Below are 17,199 nucleotides of genomic sequence, written 5' to 3' on the forward strand. Positions count from 1 at the left end.
GCCGACGCCAGCCCAGTCAGTCCCGCAACGATCTGTCTCGAGGCCGGGCATCGGGATTCGTGTACGCTCAACGTCAAATACTAACGGTAGCAATCGGAACTGACCGCCATATCGATGGCTGACGTTACCACGCCAGACGGCTGGACCGACGGCGACGTCGAGGCCGACGGCGTCCGACTGCACTACTACCGCAGCGGCGGTTCTGGACGGCCGTTCGTGGTCTCGCACGGGATCACCAACGACGGCCGCTCGCGGATTCCGCTGGTCGAGGACCTGACCGACGAGTACGACGTAATCGCGTACGACGCCCGCGGCCACGGCCGTTCGGCGGCCCCCGACGAACAGTACACGTACGCCGACCTGGCGGACGATCTCGTGGGACTCGTCGACGCGCTGGAACTCGAGGCCCCCGTCCTGTACGGTCACTCGATGGGCGGAACCACCGTCGCGACGGCGGCGGCCCGCGAACCCGATCTCCCGCAGGCGGTCGTACTCGAGGACCCCGAACTGCTCGGCCTGGCCGGCGACGCAGACGCCGACGGTGACGGTGACGGCGCCGATGCCGGTGGCGAGGGAGACGAGGCCGAGCCGGATCCGGCGGACGACGACTTCCTGAATCCGATCGTAGAGCGGGTTCGCGGCCGCCCGGCGCCGTCTCGAGAGGCGTTGCTCGAGACCGAACCAGAACTGCAACCGCTGCTCGAGGCGGATCGCGAGCGACTCGCGACGCTGCTGGCGGACGCGTTCATGAACGTCGACGAGACCGTCGAGACCCTGTTCGCGGCCGAGCGGGCCGACCCGGCCGCGGTGTTCGCCGCCATCGAGGCACCGACGCTGGTTCTCAAGGCCGACGCCGCGCCCGACGCCCGCGAACGGCACCGCGAGGCCGCCGCCCACCTCCCGGCGGGACGCCTCGTCCACGTCGATGGCGCCGGCCACTGCGTGCTCCGGGACGAGCCCGATCGGACCCTCGAGCTCGTCCGGGAGTTCTTGGCCTCGCACTGACGGCGCCGACTCCGAACGCGGTGAGAGCGCCGACCGCGGCCGTCAACCGCGGACGCGGACCTTGATTACCGCACGCGGCGAACGATCGTCCATGAGCGACGTTCTGGTCCCCGGGGGTCGCGACGTCCGCGGGACCCTCGAGGAGCCGACCGACGACCCCGACGCGATCGTCGTCGCCGCGCCGCCCCACCCTCAGCACGGGGGCTCGCGTAGCGATCCGCGACTCGCCGCGGTCGCGACGGCCCTCCGCGAGGCGGGGGTCGCCTGTCTCCGGTTCGATTACGGCCCGTGGGACGAGGGTTACGGCGAGCGCGCGGACGTGCGCAACGCCGTCCGCTGGGCGCGAGAGGAGTACGACTGCCCCGTCGGCGTCTTCGGCTACAGCTTCGGCGCCTCGCTGGCGCTGCTCGCGGCGGCCGACGTCGATCCCGCCGCTGTCGCCGTCCTCGCGCCGACCGCGCGGCTGGCCGATGACCTCGACGCGGTCGACGCGCTCGAGTCACTCGAGAGCGGGACGCCCGTTCGCATCCTGTACGGCGAGCGGGACGAAACCGTCGACTGGGAGCCGGTGGTCGACCGCGCCCGCGAGCGCGGCAGTGCAGTCACCGCGCTGACCGGCGACCACTTCTTCCTCGGAAAACACGACGCTATCGCGGACGAGGTCGCGACGTTCTTCGCGGACGTTCTTCGGCCGTAACCGCGGCTGCGAGCGGCGCGTGTGCGTCGCTCGAGCGACTCGTTTCGGTTCTCGATAGCGGATTGACACTTCTCCCTACTGTTGCTCGCGGAGCCAGTCCTCAGCGTCGGGCCTGTTATCGAACATGTGCGACGTGACGTTCGAGCCGACCTCCTGGACGAGGTCGTCGACGGAGAGGTTCGTAATGACGCTCGTCGGCTGAACGATGGCCATGTACGAGAGTTCGGTCTCGAACGCTCGCGGGTGCCAGTTCTCCTGCGTCCACTGCTGGTCCTCCTGCGAGACGGTCCCGAGATCCCTGAGATCGGCGAGCCAGTAGCTGGCGTTTTTCTCTTTCACGAGCGCCAATCCCTTGTCCAGCCCTTCGCGATACTGCTCGCTCCGGGCGAAGTCGTGCCAGTTCATCGTGACCGCTTGCAGTTCTTCGTCCCACTCGATCGTGAGGACGGGAGATTCGTAGTACTCCATTGTCCCTTCGTGGTAAGTCGCACTATGTAACACTTTCCGCTTCCAGTAAATATAATTATATTCTAACAACTCGCTGGGTAGAATAATTTCATTTCTATACGAATTTCAGAATATCTGAGGTGAATCAGTGCACATATCTGTAGACGGGACGAGAGCTTTGATAATGAAATTAGTCGAGAACCGAGTTGCGGTCGTTACGGGAGCGGCATCCGGAATCGGGCGGACGACGGCGAAGACGTTCGCGGACCACGGCGCGTCGGTCGTCGTCGCCGACGTGGACGCCGACGCCGGTGAGGAGACGGTCGCGGAGATCGCCGACGACGGCGGTGAGGCGACGTTCGTTCAGACGGACGTGTCCGACCCCGACGACGCCAAAGCGATGATCGAGACCGCGGTCGACGAATTCGGCGGCATCGACGTCCTCTACAACAACGCCGCCATCGAAGGCCCCGTCGCGCGACTCGACGAGTACGAGAACGACGCCTTCGAACAGGTCATCGAGGTGAACCTGAAAGGCGTCTGGTACGGGATGAAGTACGGTATCGAGGCGATGCTGGCCGACGGCGGCGGATCGATCATCAGCGCTTCCTCGATCGGCGGCGAGGTCGCAGTTCCGCAGTACAGCGGCTACGGGGCGGCGAAAGCAGCCGTCAGTCACCTCACGAAGTACGCGGCAATCGAGTACGCCGAGGACGGCATCCGCGCTAACGCCGTCGCGCCGGGAATCGTCCGCACGAACATGATCGAGCGGACGATCGAGGAACACCCCGAGATGGAAGCACAGTTCCTCGAGACCGAGCCGATGCCCGGCCTCGCGGACCCCCAGGAAATCGCGAACGCCGTCCTCTTCCTCGGTTCGGACCTCTCGTCTCGAGTCACCGGGACCACGCTGCCCGTCGAGGGCGGCTACCTCGCCCAGTGACGCGACGACGGGTCGGATCGGGGCCGAAGACGGTCTCGAGCGAGCGATCGTCGACCCCGGCGATGCGGATAATCGTTTTCCCCGCTCGCGGGTAAGCCATCGACGTGGCACTGATCCACGACCGAGGATGGCGCGGCCGCACGCACCGATGACCACCGACAACTCGCTGTCGACCGTCCGCGCCGAATCGTGGGCGGACCTGCAGGAACTGGTCACCGCGGAGATGTGGATGCCCCACATCGGCCGCCATCGCTCACCGTTCGTGTTTCGGGGGGTCCCCTCCCAGGACCACACCCTCGAGACCTCGATCAAGCGGTTCGTCGGGGAGTCGGGGAAGTGGAAACTCGAGTCGTTGCTGTTGCGGAACTTCCACCAGTACGCCGTCAGCGAGATCGAGGAACCCGACTCGGTCTGGCACCTGCTCTCGATCGCCGAACACTACGGCCTGCCGACCCGGCTACTGGACTGGTCGTTCTCGCCGCTGGTCGCGACCTACTTCGCGGTCCGGGACGGCGACACCGCCCACGACGGCGCCGTCTGGGCGGTCGACTATCGGCAACTCCACGACACGCTACCGGAACACTACCACCGCGTCCTCGAGCGGACCGAGACGGACATGCTCGACGTGCATCTGCTCTCGAACGCGACCCTCGAGTCCGACGCGGAAGCGGCCGACGCCGCCGACGAGGCGCCGATGCGCGACCTGAACGACGTCTCCCGGCTGGACGACCTCTGGAGCGAGCGCTGGGGCGTCGACGCCGACGAGGCGGCCGACGACCAGTACGTCGTCTTCTTCCGGCCGCCGGCGATCGACGACCGCATCGCCAACCAGTCGGCCGTCTTTTCGTTCCAGTCCGATCCTCGACTCGCCCTCGACCGGTGGCTCGAGGATCGTCCGGACTGCTACCGAAAGATCGTGATTCCGGGCGAGCGCAAACTCGAGTTCCGCGACAAGCTCGATCAGATGAACGTCAACCACCGGACGCTGTTTCCCGACCTCGAGGGGCTGACGACGTGGCTCAAGCAATACTATCAGCCGCAGGGGTGAGTGGTTCGGCGAACTGACTCGACAACGCGCCGGGTTCAGTCCCGGCCGTGCCGGGTCAGACACTTCGGGAGCCCGATCAACTCGACGGGTTCGGAGTTGTCCGGCGAGTAAACGACCATCTGCCCCTTCTCCATGTAGGGAACTTTCGACTCGAGGTTGCTCGGAATATTCACGCTCTTGATGGCGTCCTCGTCGCCGAGATTGAGGACGACGGTGGTGTTGATCTGCTTGAAGACGGCGTCGTGGATGTCCTGGGGGTCCTGGGTGATCAGGAAGAGCCCGAGCCGTTCCTTGCGGCCCTGTTTGGCGGCCTCGGTGAACTTGTTGATGACCTTCCCGGCCTGGACGCTGTCGGCGTCGGTCAGGAAGTTGTGGGCCTCGTCCATCCCGAGGACGATCGGCGTCTCCTTGATCCGGTCGTAGAACGGGTCGTTCGAGAGCTTCTGGTCGATGATCAGCGACGAAACGGCGAGCACGATCGCCTCCGTCGCGCGGCTGTCGTTGATGTGGTAGGTCGGGACGACGGTCAGCCCGCCCGGGCGGACGAACTCGTGGACGAGGTCAGTGATCGGTCGGGCGTCCTGATCGAAGACGTGGCCGAAGCCGAGTACGCGCCGGCGGACGGCGTCGAACGTCGCCTCGTGAACCCGGCCGGACTCGTCGAGTTCCTCGCGCAAGGCGGGGTCGTCGAGGAACGTCGTGAACTCCTCGTAGGTGCCGTCGTCGCCGTACTGCTTGCGAAAGCGCGGCAGGAGGACGCTGACCAGCGCGCCGTACTGGTTGTCGTTCAACCCGCTTCCCGCGACCAGCCACGGGTTGTCGTAGACCATCGAGAACGGGATCGTGAACTCGACTTGGCGCGCGCGGTGGTGGCCCGCGGCGTAGGAGGCCGACCCGACCTTGGGGACGAAGGCCGTCGTGTCCTCGTGGCCGCCGTAGGCGATCCCCTCGCGCTCGAGGCGCCGACCGAACTCGGCGTCCAGATCGGGGTTGTCGTCGTGCATCTGGGCGTACTCGTCCTGCGGGTCGAACTGGACCACGGCGGGGCGGACCTCGCGGCCGTCGTCCATGGGGTACGCGCGGTCCTCGGCGAGGTACTGGCGAAGGATGTTCTTCGCGCCGTGAGTCTTCCCCGACCCCGTCCCGCCGGCGATCAGCGTGTGGCGGAAGACGAGCGGATCGCCCGAGTCGTAGTCGTCCTTGAGTCGGTAGTCGATCGTCGGCGGGGTGGCCGCGGTCCGAACCTTCTCGCCGCCGACCGAGAGGTGGCCGAGGAAGACGCCGCCCTCGGGCATCTTCAGCCCGGTCTTGATCTCCTCGGTGTCGTCGGCCTGCCGGATCACCGTCTGGGGTTTCGGTACCCGGTCGGTCATCCGCCGTTTCAGTTCTCCGTCATCTTCGTAGAGGACCGCAACGGGCTCGAGCTCCGCGACGAACTTGTAGTCGGCCTCGTCGACGCTGTCGGTCCGCATCGCGCGCCGGGCGTGGATCTCCGTCGCGTCGTCGGCGTGGTACTGCTGGGCGTACTCGAGGCCGACGATACGGCAGAAGAGGGTCTCACCGTCGGGGTAGGGGGCCAGCAGATAGCTCCCGATGCGGATCGAGGAGCGGTTGTCACGGGTGATATAGGCGCGCAGCGTCGTTTCGTCGCCGTCCTCGGCGACGCGCAGTCCCTGGGAGACGCAGATCGCGCCGATGCCGACGTCTTCGCCCCGCGGTTCGACGGGCGTCGGTTCGAAATCGTCGGTCGTTCCGCCGTCCGTACCTGTCGACCCGCCGGCACTCGACGGGGAGGTCCTCGTCCCGTCGGAACCGGCCGCAGCGTCGTCTCCCCCGCCGGAATCGGCGTCTGACTCGGCGTTGAAATCGCCGAAGTCACCCAGATCGGTCATATCAGGTCCATCAGGCTGGCCCCACAACTACTTTTCGAGGCGACACACTCGAGCGTCGACGCGGGAACGCGCAACCGAGGACAGAACGGAACGGCCGAGAACTGCACAATCGATTCGATTCGGGTGGAGGGCCGAGCGTGCCAGCGGTAGACGGCGGCGAGTTCGGCGGTGACGGTGAGCGATCAGTGGAGGACCGACGTCGTCCGTTCGCCTCGCGTGACCAGGTTGGCGCCGGCGTCGAACTCCAGGGCGCCCGCGTCGGCCAGCACGGGGAGGTGAGCGTGGTAGAGGGAAATCTTCGCCCGCTCGCGGTCGTCCGCACCGACGTCGCTGGCGACGAGTGCCGACGCGAGCTGCTCGACGGAGACGGTGTGTTCGACGCCCGACAGCATCCCGAGGACTCGCATCCGGACGGGGTGGACGATCGCCTCGAGCATCCGTTCTCCCTCCGGACCCTCACAGAGCTCGAGCAGGCCCGCGAGATCCGCGGGGTGGACCGGCGGTTCGTCGACCAGTTCGGCGCCGGTCTCGGCGTCGAACTCGACGAGGTCGTACTCGGCCAGTCGGGGCAGGTGGTTGTGGACGAGACTGATGCGGACGTCGTGACGGGCCTTTCCGGTCGGAACGTCCAGGTCTTCGTTCTCGACGATCGCCGTCGTTAGCTCCATCAGCGACAGCCGTGTGCGGCGGGCGCCGAGCGTCGCGAGGATGCGAATCCGGCGCGGGTGTCGGAGGACGTCGTAACACTCCTCCGGGACGTCTGTCAGTGGGTCCCGCTCGCTGTCACCGCCGATGGACGCTTTCGAACTCATTACTAAGAGGCACTGGTGGAACGGGGTTAAGCCCATTTCCAAAAGGATTTGGCTCGGGAACGAATGCTTACTCTCGTAATATCCGGATTACTGGCTAATCCTCCTCGAAACCCCCTCGAGCGGCAAGAATACCTGCTACTTGACGATAGGATAATCGTGAGATTCGTCGGTACTAACCGGTGCGTTCGACGCCAATCGCCGGGTCGATCGACTCGGGTGACCGCGCGGCGAATTCGATCCGATCTCGAGTCCGAATCCCGGGGAAATCCCACCGCTCGCCCCGCTGTCTTTTTGCGCATACGCGCCGAAGGAACGGTATGATACTGATCCGCGGTCGTGCCGGCGGCACCGAACTCACCGGCACGCTGTACGAACGGGGCGAACGAGCGCCCTCGTTTCGCGGCGCGCCGGACGAAGACGCCGCCTACGTCTGGGTCTGCGACGAGTTCTACGAGGTCGACAGCGGCGGCTCGACCCAGTTGGTCGACGGCCGCGAGGTACATCTCGCGTTCGAATCGCCCATGCCCCGCGGTTTCGACACCCGCGAACAGGCCCTCGAGGGCGCCAAAGAACACGTCCGAACGCAGTTCGCCCGGATCGGGATCGACCCGAGCGACGTCGAACTCGAAGTCGAGAAAGACGGCGAAACTGACGAGTAACTGACGACTAATCCCGGTTCGAGCCGGCTACGAGGCCGGTGCCGTCGCGCAATCGGCGGGCGACGAGTACCGTTCCGACGACGATCCCCGCCGCGACGGGAGTCGGGAGTCCCGGAACGGCGTCCCCGTCATCTCGCTCCGTTCCATCACCTCCGTTCTCACCGTCGGTCTCCGCCGCTGCGTCGTCTTCTCCCGGCGATTCGGGTTCCGACCCCGGTTCGGCGTCCTCGACGGGCGTCGTCTCGAGACCGTCCGGATCCGGGTGGTCGAACGCCGGCGCCTCGTCGCCGCCGCCGTCGATCGCGACGGTGGCGTCCATATCGAAGATCGGAATCGGCGTCTCGCGGAGGAGTTCGGCGCGGCTCTCCGCGAAGGAAATCGTCGCCTCCGACGGCGGGGCGTCTTCGGCGACTGCAACCGTGAGCGTCGCGAGTCTCGCGTTCCCCGTCGCGCCGTCGGCAGGCGGATCGCGACGCTGCTCGAGGACGGCGGTGCCGTTGTCGTGTGCGATCGTCCGCTCGGCGCGGACGTCCGTTTCCGCGCCCTGCTCGAGCCACGGACCTCGCTCGACGTCGGTAATCTCGAGATACTCGGGATTGTACTGAGCGACGAGGGTAACCGACTCGATGCCTTCGCCGCCGTAGCCGCCGTCGCTTTGCATGACGACGTCGACGGTGACCTCCTCGCCAGGCTCCGCGTCGATCGTCTGCGTCGACGGGAGGACGGCCGCGGTTCGATCGCCGGCAACGGCCGTCTCGGCGGCGAGGCCGAGCAGCGAGACCGATAACAGCGCGAGGACGGCCGCTCCCAGCAACAGGCTGCGTCCGGCGGCCGCCCGTCGTTCCGTTGCGGGGCTCATTGTGCGGTCACACTCGTAGCGCTTATCGACACTCGATCGTCGCGTCGGTGTGAACGGCAGGTCATGGGTTACGTCGTCCGATCAGTCGTCGCCATCGGTCGAGGACTCGGACGTCTCGGCCGGTTCGTCGCCGGCGGAGCGACGGCGCGAGTAGAGGTAGCCACCGGCGCTCCCGCCGGCGAGCGCGCCGAGCGGACCGAAGCCGGGCATTCCGTCGTCCGAGCCGCCATCATCTGACTCGTTGCCGTCGTCGTCCGACTCGTTGCCGTCGGAACCGTTCGAACCGTCGTCGGTGGTAAGGGCAGCTGCGCTCACGTTGGCGCGGAGTTGGAAGTACTCGTAGCCGCTCGAGGTCGGCACGTCGAAGCCGTAGTCCCAGTACTCCTGATCGGGATCGTAGCCGCCGAACAGCCGCAGCGCCGGCTCGTCGACGTCCGCGACGAGAGCGCGCAGGTCGTCGGTAGCGAACGTCACGTCGACGCTGTCGCCGTCGACGGTCGCCGAGGTCGCCTCGAGGTCGGCGCCGGTTCGGATCACGGCCCGGAAGGTGTCCGGCCGAACCGCCGCGGCGCCGTCCGGAACGTCGACGGTGAGCGTGGTCTCGCTGTCGCCGACGGCGACCGACGCCTCGCCGACCGTCTCGTCGACCCGGAGCATCCGGTTCTCGCGCTCGGGCGCGACGGTGTCTCGCTCCTCGAGGCGGTCGAGGACGTAGGGGCCCTGGAACTGGCCGGAGGCGAGGACGACTTCGGCCGTAGAGAGGACGTCGGAGTTCTCGATCGAGTAGTCGTTGTGCGCGAGAGTGTAGGTCTCGTCGGGGTCGACGGGCTCGCCGCAGACGAAGACGTTCTCCACCCGGCTCTCGCCGTCGTGGCCCCACCACTCGTAGGAGAGCCCCGAGACCTGGATCGCCGGCTGCGCGCCGTAGTTCTCGGAGGGATGGGGGCGGATCGCCTCCTCGAGGTACGCGACGACGTCCTCGCCGGTCAGTTCGACGACCTCGATCTCGTTGGGAAACGGCAGGATGTTCATCACGTCGGCGCCCGTGACCGGGCCGGGGCCGTAGGTCGACCCGCTGCGGATGCCGCCGGCGTTCTGGGCCGCGATGTCGACCTCGATGTCGCCGATCTCGCCGACGGTCCGCATCGCGTCGGTCATGAGGTTCCCCCAGTTGGTCTCGATCGCGTAGTTGTCGAACGTCGCGTTCAGTTCGACCTCGGTCTCGAAGGCCGTCTGCTCGAGCTCCGCCTCGAGTTCGTCGGTCCACTCCTCGGCGATGGCAGCGAGGGTCTCGTCTTCCGGGATCTCGTCGGCGTAGCGGACCTCGATCTCCTCGTACTCGTCGGCGGCCGGCGCGGGATCGGCGTCGGGAGCCAGGAGGTCGGTCCGTCGCCAGTCGACGAGGGTTCCGTCGGCGTCGAGCGTGAGCGAGCCGACGTGGTCGAACTCGTCGCCGAACTCGCTGATGATCGTCCCGTCGACGACCTCGGGTTCCTCGAAGACGACGTTGGAGTGGGAGCCGACGATCGCGTCGAGGCCGTCGACGTCCTCGGCGAGCGTGTAGTGGACGCCCGTCGAGACGTGGGACGCGCAGACGACGACATCGGCCCCCTCCTCGCGGAGGGCGTCGACGGCTTCCTGTGCGCCCTCGACGTACTCCAGCACCTGCCACTCCGCGGGATAGTCGGTCAGCGAGTGGAAGTTCGTCGAGACGAGGCCGAAGACGCCGACCGTCAGCCCGCCCGCCTCGAACGTCGTCCACCGCTCGGTTCCGGGAACCGGATCGCCTGCGTCGTCGAGCAGGTTCGCGACGACCCAGGGGAACTCGCTCTCTTCGAAGCGCTCCGTCGCCACGTCGGCGCCGAAGTCGTACTCGTGGTTGCCGACGCCGTCGACGTCGATGGCCGTCGCGTTTAACGCCTCGATCACGTGTTCACCCTCGTACTCGAGGCCGAGCATCGACGGGGCGAGGTCGTCGCCGTTGCCGACGAACAGCGAGTTCGCGGCCGACTCGAGGTGCTCCTCGACGACCGCGTGGTAGCGGGCGAGACTCAGTTCGGCCGCCTCGGCGTCCTCGAACCGCCCGTGGAAGTGCGTGTCGTGGACGCTCGTAACGGTCTCGTCGTCGGAGTTCGCGCCGACGCTTCCGGTCGTCGGGAGCACGGCGGCGGCCGACGCTCCCGCGGCCATACCGAGCACCCGACGGCGGCGCGAGTCGACGCTCGAGTCGGTCCCGTCACTGTCGTCACGTTCGAACGTTCGTGTCATAGTGGCAGTCGGCGAAAGGAACCACCACTATCGTTGCTATGTGCTGCCCGATCCAGTACGTTTGTCACAGTACTCGATCAAACCGTCGGCGGCGCTAGTACTCCTCGTCCCACCGGTGGTCGTCGTAGGTCCGATCCTGCGACGTGTCGAACTGGGTCTCGAGGGTCTCGCGCAGCGACGCCTTCTCCGAGCGGCTGATCTTGGCGAGTTCGTCGGCCTTCTCGACGACCGTCGGCGGACCGTGGGCGACGGCGATATCCTGCAGGACCTGCATCGTCACCGCCCGCCGTCGCTCCGGCTCTCGAGTGAACGCGTAGGGGGCCTCGATCCGGTAGATCAGATCGTCGCGCGGGTCGTAGACGACGAAGAACGTCACCTCGTAGGCCTCGAGCGACAGGTCGCGCTCGACGCCGAGGGCGTCGCCCTCGACCGAGAGCGGGCGATCGACGCCACCGCGAGAGCGAAACCAGTTCGTGTAGGTCAGCGCCTCGGTGTCGCGATCCCAGCGCTGGCCGTCGATATCGTCGACGTACTCGCCGCGTTCTAAGAGCCGCGTGAACAGTGCCGAATCGTCGTTCCACGGGGTGGCCACGTCGACATTTCGCTTGTTCTTCAGCGTCCGCGTGATGACCCGCGTCGCCGGGTTCTTGACGAAGCCGACGAGCGGGACGTCCCGCTCGACGAAGCGCTCGACCAGTCGCACGTAGTTCTCGAGCACCGTCGTCGGCCGGGGGTCCTCGAGCAGGAAATCCGCGAGGTCCGGGTGCTGATCGGCCCAGCGGAGGAGCCCGCGGGGGTAGATCGGCCCGTCGAGGACGAGCAAGTCGTCGACGGTGTCGGCGTTCTCGAGGGCGTGCTTGCTCTCGGCGAGGTAGAGCGCCAGTGCGTGGACGACCCCCTCGGCGAAGCGAGGCAGCGGCGGGATCTTGACGGCGCGGCTCCGGCTGTACCCCTCGTCGAACTTCCCCCACGATTCATTGACGGTCATCGTCTCGTCGTTGGAGTGGACCGTCATCACCGTAGTTCGCGACCGGTGGAGGTCGAGGTCGCTCGGCGTGGCGGCCATCGCCGCCTGCGCGATGTCGATGACGAGGCCGTTTTTGAACGTCGTCGGGTTGATGGTTCCCGCGTCGAGCCCGTGCTCGCTCGCGAACGGTCGATCGTGGAGCGCGACATCCTCGCAGTCGACGTGACGACGATGCTGCTCGCCGACCGGCTCGAGGACGGTTTGGCTGTCGTCGTCGACGAGCGGATCGAGGAACTCCGCCCAGACCGTCTCGGCGAAGGCGCGGCGATCGCGCTCGTCGGCCCCGTGATCGATCCGCCTCGCGAGTTGCGCGATGCCGTCGAAGTGGACCGGATCGAGAGTCACACTCGGTGGCTCCCGTCCCATTCGCAAAAAGACGACGGTCGGCCCGATCGCGCAGGTAGCAATGCATTAACTCGAGGCCGGGTAAAATATTATCAGAAAAATTATATGTGGGTAGAGGGTGAATCCGGATATCCCGATGTCCAAGCGAGGTCTGGAAGCGGTCGACACCGACGAGGACCCGATCAACTGGCGCCAGGACGGCGCCGACGTGACGCTGTACGACGAGACGAACCGCGACGCCTGGATTCAGGTCACGTTCGAGGCCGGCGTCCCGCCGGAACGCCGCCTCTTTATGATCTGCGACGACTGCGGCGCCGTTTTCGCACAGCGAACCAAACCCGGCCGCGGCACGGTCTGTGGCGACTGCGGCGCGACCTTCGACCACTGACGCGCCCCGTCGCGACGCCGTCGTTCGAGGCTGCCGACTCGAGTCGAATTCGGTGACGCGGGCCACCGGACTAGCGTCGATCATCGATCGCTACAGAAGTATCAAAACCAATTCATAACGGCGACGTGGTTATATTTACCGCTGTCTTCGGGACCCTGTGGAGGAACAGCGTTGCGCCGGCGCTCACCACTCGCCGCACGTGTCAGCCCTCCCGCCGAGATACCATGGCATCCGACAGCGGACCCCCCGACTCCGACGTAATTGCGGCCTTCGAACGCGATCTCGAGGCGCTCGTGACGACCGCCTTCGGCCGCGGCGCCGTCATCGACGGCGTCTGGGACGTTTCGTCGCCGGTCTCCGCCGCCCCCGAATGGACGATCACGATCGAGCGACGGGATCCCGATCCGGACTCCGATTCGGCCTTCGAACCGGAGTTCCTCGAAGACTGACCGGTAAAAGATCCTTCCAGTTTCATTTCTAGTATATGTCGGTTACAACAAAGGTTATGTGGACCCCCTACACACTGACACGTGTACTCTGCTGAAGTCGGCTTGCGAGACCCGGTCGGGGAGAGAGCGTAGGTACAGTACGCCCCATTATGACGCCGAAAACACGAAATTCCCAGGGAGCCGAGATCGACGACGCGGACGTTTCCCCGACGCGACTGTTCAGGGCCTTCGCGGAGACGCGACGACAGTACGCGCTCACCTATCTCGCCCAGAAGCCGGCAGCGATCCATCTCGGTGATCTCGCCGAGTACATCGCGCTCAAAGAGGCCGCCCCGACGTACGACCGGTACCAGCGGATCCTCGTCGACCTGCACCACCGGCATCTCCCCCATCTCCAGGATGCGGGTCTCGTCCGGTACGACGAGGCGGCCGAACGCCTCGAGTTGGTGGTCGATCGCGACGTGATCGCGCCGTACCTGGGCCTCGTCGAAGCCAAGCAGTAAGGTCGCCGATCCGATCGACACCTCGACGGGGAGCCGCGTCCCCTACTCGAGGAACCGGTCCCGGACGTTTCCGGTCGGCAGCATACACTGCTCTTTCTGTCCGAACAGCCGGTAGCGGTGGCGCGCGACGAGGTCGTACGCCCAGTCCCGAAGCCGGCGGGGGAGGAACCGACACGGCCCGAGCAGTCGGTAAATGCCGCCCAGGAGCTGGCCGATCCGGATCACCGCGTCGGATTTGACGTACGCCTCGTCGCCCTCGAGTAACACGACCGAGTCGAGGTCGTGGTCGGCGAGACCGTACTCGGCCAGCAACTGCTTGCCGACGTCGGACTGCAACGACGCGAAGCGGATCTGGCCCTCGGTGTCCCGCGGAACGAGAAACTGCACGAACCCGTGACAGAGGTTGCAGACGCCGTCGAAGAGCACGATCGGATCCTCTCGCGGTACGTCCGTGGCCATCGTGATAGCTTCAGTTGGGTGCCAGACGTGTTCAGCATTCCGGTCGCACGCGGCCGTGGGTTCACAGCGCCACGCCTCAGGTCGCCGAACACACCGTTTCGACTCGAGTGACGGTCCCCGTCGTCGGATCGTCTCCGGCGGGTTCGATCGACCGGTAATGGTAGGTGACCTCGACCCGCTCGACGGGCGCGTCGAACTGGTCGGCGGCGCGGTCGCACATGTACGTCCCGAACCGGTCGGCACGGGCCTCGTCGTCGTCCAGCGAGTTCATGTACTTCCGCCAGCGGAAGCTCGGGAGCGTGTCCGATGCCTCCGCCGGCGGTCCATCCCGGACCGCCTCGTTTCGCAGGACGTCCATCTCCTCGCCGGACTCGAGGTCTGCCTCGACCACGTACCAGCCGTAGCTCGTCGACGGGTTCGGGGCGTACATCGTCCACTGGTTGTCGTCGGGATCGACGGCGTCGACCGGTTCGAACGCGTCCGCGTAGCCCAGCAGCCCGACGGTCCAGAGGACGACGACGATCAATACGCCGCCGAGGAGGATCGTCCGGAGCCGGTGCCGGCGGTTCCTGACCTGCGACGGGAGCACCGAACGGAGGCTGCGGGGCGGACCGACCCGCGACGCGAGCGCGCCGATTCGCGTCCGCAGGCGCTCGAGCCGCCCGATTCGTTCACAGCACGCCGCGCCGAGTGCCTCGAGGCGGTCCCAGACGAACGAGGGCAGGAACAGCACCAGCACCGCCGTCAACACGGCGGGGAACAGCCCCACGGCCATGCTCAGCCCCAGTCCGGCGACGGCGCCGAGGAACGCCCCGACGTAGGCGGTCCGGAGCCGCCCGGTCAGCACCAGCAACAGCGGGGCGCCGACAACCACGGCCAGCCAGCCGTAGGTCCCGATCTCGAGGAGCAGCGGGTAGTCGACGACGTGATCGCCGACGAGAATCGTCATGTGGTCCTGTCGGAGGGCGTACCCCAGCGCTTCGCCGGTGGTCCAGGTGTCGCCGAGTCGCTTGTGCTGGCCGTTGTTCGCGAAGAAGCCGACGACGTAGACGAGCACGGCCGCCGTCGCGGGCGTCACCACCCGATTCTCGGTTCCTGTTCCCGTTCTCGTTCCGTTCCCGGGTTCACGGTCCTGCTCGCCGCCACTCTCTCGGTCGTCGCCGAGCGCGTCGACGGCCCACCGCCGCCCGAGCGGCAGGAACAGCCCCAGCAACAGCACCTCGCGCAACAGTCTGTCGGCGCCGTTGAGGACCAGCGGGTTGCGGAAGTGGACGGAGACGAGCAAGACCAGCGAGAGGAAGGTGACGAGCCGCGTTCGGTAGCCGACGATCAGCGCGAGCGCGAGCAGCGCCGCGAGGCCGAAGAGCACAGCCTGCACCCACGGCTCGCCCGAGAGCATGTGCAGCGAGTACTCGCCCCTCGAGTTGCCGACCGCGAGTCGCAACGCCCGCGGGTACGCGCCGGCGTCGGTGTAGAACGCGACCAAATCCCGCGACCGGTGGAAGACGTCGAACAAGAGCGTACAGCCGAGAATAATTCGAAACGCCGCCAGCGCGCGAGCGTCGATGCCGAAACGGCGATCGAGCGCGTCGCGGAGCCGAGCGCGGTCGGGCAGCGTCGTGAGGGAGAGACGGCCGGTCATGGTCGAGGGGCGGGACCGCCGTCGCGGCGACCCGATAGCTGCGCCACATTCTCTAGTTGCGTTGTATATACTTTCCGTCTGCCACCGGCGTCGGGCCGCCGGTCCTCGACCGGCGGCGAGCGAAGGCGGGCGGGGACGATCCGCGTTCGAGACGCCCGCCGGCGCGCCCGCGAGACAACGACAGCTAGTTACGAGCGGCTGGCGACCCGTCGCACATGGACGCTGCGCTGATCATCCTCGACGGGTGGGGACTCGGCGACGGAACGAGCAGAGACGCCGTAGAAGCCGCCGACACGCCGAACTTCGACCGGCTCGCCGACGCCGGCGCGTACGGGACGCTCGAGGTCGCGGGCCGGCGCGTCGGCCTCCCCGACGGGCAGATGGGCAACAGCGAGGTCGGCCACCTCAATATCGGCGCCGGCCGCGTGGTCTACCAGGAGTACACCCGGATCTCGGACTCCATCGCGGACGGCTCCTTCCGGGAGAACGACGCGATCAACACCGCGTTCGACAACGCCCGCGAAAACGACGGGAAGGTGCACTTCGTCGGCCTCGTCAGCGACGGCGGGGTCCACTCCGACCACGAGCACCTCCACGCGTTGATCGAACTGGCGGGCGACCGCGACGTCGAGGCCGTCACTCACGCGATCACGGACGGCCGGGACACCTCGCCGACCGGCGGTCGTGACTACCTCTCGACGCTCGAGGACGTCGTCGACGAACACGGCACCGGCGACGTGGCGACGGTCACGGGCCGGTACTACGCGATGGACCGCGACCAGAACTGGGAGCGGACCAAACGGGCCTACGACGCGATGGTCCACCGCGAGGCCGACCACGAGGCCGACTCCGCGGTCGAGGCGGTCGAGCAATCCTACGACCGCGACGTGACCGACGAGTTCGTCGAGCCGACAATCATTGCGGGCGGACCGGCCCTCGAGGACGGGGATTCGGTGGTCTGGTTCAACTTCCGCTCGGACCGCGCGCGCCAGCTCACGCGAATGCTGGCCGACATCCGGTCCGAGGACTGGGCCGACCAGTCCGAGACCAGCCCGCCGGACGCGGAGGTCGTCATGCTGACCCAGTACGACAAGACGTTCGACCTCCCGATCGCCTACCCGCCGAACCAGCCCGAGCAGGTGCTCGGCGAGGTGCTGGCCGATGCGGACCGGACGCAACTGCGGATCGCCGAATCCGAGAAGTACGCCCACGTCACCTACTTCCTCAATGGCGGCCGCGAGATCGAGTTCGACGGCGAGATCCGGGAGATCGTCGAGAGCCCCGACGTGCCGACCTACGACCTGCAGCCGGAGATGAGCGCGCCCGAGGTGACCGACACCGCCGTCGACGTGATCGAATCCGACGACCCCGACGTGCTCGTGTTGAACTACGCCAATCCCGACATGGTCGGCCACACGGGCGACTACGAGGCCGCCATCGAGGCCGTCGAAGCCGTCGACGCGCAACTCGGCCGGCTCGCGGAAACGCTCCGGGACGCCGGCGCGCACGTCCTCGTCACCGCCGACCACGGCAACGCCGACGACATGGGCACCGAGGAGGACCCCCACACCGCGCACACGTACAACCTCGTCCCGCTCGTCTACGTCGCCGACGACGGCTCCGACGGCGGGCGGACCGTTCGGGAGGGCGGTACCCTCGCCGACATCGCGCCGACGATCCTCGAGTTGATCGACCTCGCACAGCCCCCGGAGATGACCGGCGAGTCGCTGCTCGAGTAAGCGGGTTTCCGTTCTCT

Annotated in this window: 17 protein-coding genes; 9 read left to right on the forward strand and 8 right to left on the reverse strand. The window is 66.9% G+C overall.

Going from position 1 to position 17,199, the window contains the following annotated elements:
* The first annotated feature begins 114 nt into the window (after positions 1–114).
* Both C477_RS18095 and C477_RS18100 read left to right on the forward strand, forming a co-directional pair.
* Positions 115–1,005 carry an alpha/beta fold hydrolase gene (locus C477_RS18095; RefSeq protein WP_008895984.1) on the forward strand — a complete coding sequence of 297 codons (891 nt, stop codon included), beginning with the start codon at positions 115–117 and terminating at the stop codon, positions 1,003–1,005.
* Between the two features lie 91 nt (positions 1,006–1,096).
* Positions 1,097–1,702: an alpha/beta hydrolase gene (locus C477_RS18100; protein WP_008895985.1), complete on the forward strand. Its 606-nt coding sequence runs from the start codon at positions 1,097–1,099 to the stop codon at positions 1,700–1,702.
* A gap of 75 nt (positions 1,703–1,777) precedes the next feature.
* On the opposite strand, the gene C477_RS18105 is transcribed toward C477_RS18100, so the two are convergent.
* Positions 1,778–2,170, reverse strand: a complete 393-nt coding sequence (locus tag C477_RS18105) for a hypothetical protein (protein WP_008895986.1) — start codon at positions 2,168–2,170, stop codon at positions 1,778–1,780.
* Between the two features lie 163 nt (positions 2,171–2,333).
* On the opposite strand from C477_RS18105, the gene C477_RS18110 reads away from it, so the two are divergent.
* The gene (locus C477_RS18110) at positions 2,334–3,092 is read left to right on the forward strand and encodes an SDR family NAD(P)-dependent oxidoreductase (protein ID WP_008895987.1); all 759 of its coding nucleotides are present in this window, start codon (positions 2,334–2,336) and stop codon (positions 3,090–3,092) included.
* Positions 3,093–3,240: 148 nt separating this feature from the next.
* Positions 3,241–4,140 carry an FRG domain-containing protein gene (locus C477_RS18115; protein WP_049914665.1) on the forward strand — a complete coding sequence of 300 codons (900 nt, stop codon included), beginning with the start codon at positions 3,241–3,243 and terminating at the stop codon, positions 4,138–4,140.
* A 35-nt stretch (positions 4,141–4,175) separates the two neighbouring features.
* On the opposite strand, the gene C477_RS18120 is transcribed toward C477_RS18115, so the two are convergent.
* Together C477_RS18120 and C477_RS18125 are read right to left on the reverse strand one after the other, a co-directional pair.
* A complete protein-coding gene (locus C477_RS18120) occupies positions 4,176–6,032 on the reverse strand; it encodes an ATP-binding protein (protein WP_008895989.1) in 1,857 nt (618 codons plus the stop codon).
* Between the two features lie 182 nt (positions 6,033–6,214).
* On the reverse strand, positions 6,215–6,844 hold the full coding sequence (locus C477_RS18125; RefSeq protein WP_008895990.1) for a DUF7344 domain-containing protein: 630 nt from the start codon (positions 6,842–6,844) through the stop codon (positions 6,215–6,217).
* A gap of 317 nt (positions 6,845–7,161) precedes the next feature.
* On the opposite strand from C477_RS18125, the gene C477_RS18130 reads away from it, so the two are divergent.
* On the forward strand, positions 7,162–7,503 hold the full coding sequence (locus C477_RS18130) for a DUF7113 family protein (RefSeq protein WP_008895991.1): 342 nt from the start codon (positions 7,162–7,164) through the stop codon (positions 7,501–7,503).
* A 7-nt stretch (positions 7,504–7,510) separates the two neighbouring features.
* On the opposite strand, the gene C477_RS18135 is transcribed toward C477_RS18130, so the two are convergent.
* From C477_RS18135 to C477_RS18145, 3 genes are all read right to left on the reverse strand, one after another.
* Positions 7,511–8,362, reverse strand: coding sequence for a cohesin domain-containing protein (locus tag C477_RS18135; protein WP_008895992.1), 852 nt, complete (start codon positions 8,360–8,362; stop codon positions 7,511–7,513).
* Positions 8,363–8,443: 81 nt separating this feature from the next.
* Complete coding sequence (locus C477_RS18140) at positions 8,444–10,630, reverse strand: bifunctional metallophosphatase/5'-nucleotidase (protein ID WP_008895993.1); 2,187 nt, start codon at positions 10,628–10,630, stop codon at positions 8,444–8,446.
* A 94-nt stretch (positions 10,631–10,724) separates the two neighbouring features.
* Positions 10,725–12,002 (reverse strand): DNA double-strand break repair nuclease NurA, encoded by a 1,278-nt coding sequence (locus tag C477_RS18145; RefSeq protein WP_008895994.1) that lies wholly within the window; start codon positions 12,000–12,002, stop codon positions 10,725–10,727.
* Positions 12,003–12,138: 136 nt separating this feature from the next.
* Here C477_RS18145 and C477_RS18150 point away from each other — a divergent pair, with 136 nt between their 5' ends.
* From C477_RS18150 to C477_RS18160, 3 genes are all read left to right on the forward strand, one after another.
* Positions 12,139–12,390: a hypothetical protein gene (locus tag C477_RS18150; protein WP_008895995.1), complete on the forward strand. Its 252-nt coding sequence runs from the start codon at positions 12,139–12,141 to the stop codon at positions 12,388–12,390.
* A 224-nt stretch (positions 12,391–12,614) separates the two neighbouring features.
* A complete protein-coding gene (locus C477_RS18155) occupies positions 12,615–12,839 on the forward strand; it encodes a hypothetical protein (protein ID WP_008895996.1) in 225 nt (74 codons plus the stop codon).
* Positions 12,840–12,988: 149 nt separating this feature from the next.
* Complete coding sequence (locus tag C477_RS18160; protein ID WP_008895997.1) at positions 12,989–13,342, forward strand: DUF7344 domain-containing protein; 354 nt, start codon at positions 12,989–12,991, stop codon at positions 13,340–13,342.
* Positions 13,343–13,384: 42 nt separating this feature from the next.
* Here C477_RS18160 and C477_RS18165 read toward each other — a convergent pair whose 3' ends face one another.
* Complete coding sequence (locus C477_RS18165) at positions 13,385–13,801, reverse strand: thiol-disulfide oxidoreductase DCC family protein (protein WP_008895998.1); 417 nt, start codon at positions 13,799–13,801, stop codon at positions 13,385–13,387.
* Between the two features lie 76 nt (positions 13,802–13,877).
* On the reverse strand, positions 13,878–15,443 hold the full coding sequence (locus tag C477_RS18170) for an HTTM domain-containing protein (protein WP_008895999.1): 1,566 nt from the start codon (positions 15,441–15,443) through the stop codon (positions 13,878–13,880).
* A gap of 215 nt (positions 15,444–15,658) precedes the next feature.
* On the opposite strand from C477_RS18170, the gene gpmI reads away from it, so the two are divergent.
* Positions 15,659–17,182, forward strand: coding sequence for a 2,3-bisphosphoglycerate-independent phosphoglycerate mutase (gene gpmI / locus C477_RS18175; protein WP_008896000.1), 1,524 nt, complete (start codon positions 15,659–15,661; stop codon positions 17,180–17,182).
* The last annotated feature ends 17 nt before the right edge of the window (positions 17,183–17,199 follow it).

The organism is Haloterrigena salina JCM 13891, assembly GCF_000337495.1.
In the GTDB taxonomy this organism is placed as follows: Archaea; Halobacteriota; Halobacteria; order Halobacteriales; family Natrialbaceae; genus Haloterrigena; species Haloterrigena salina.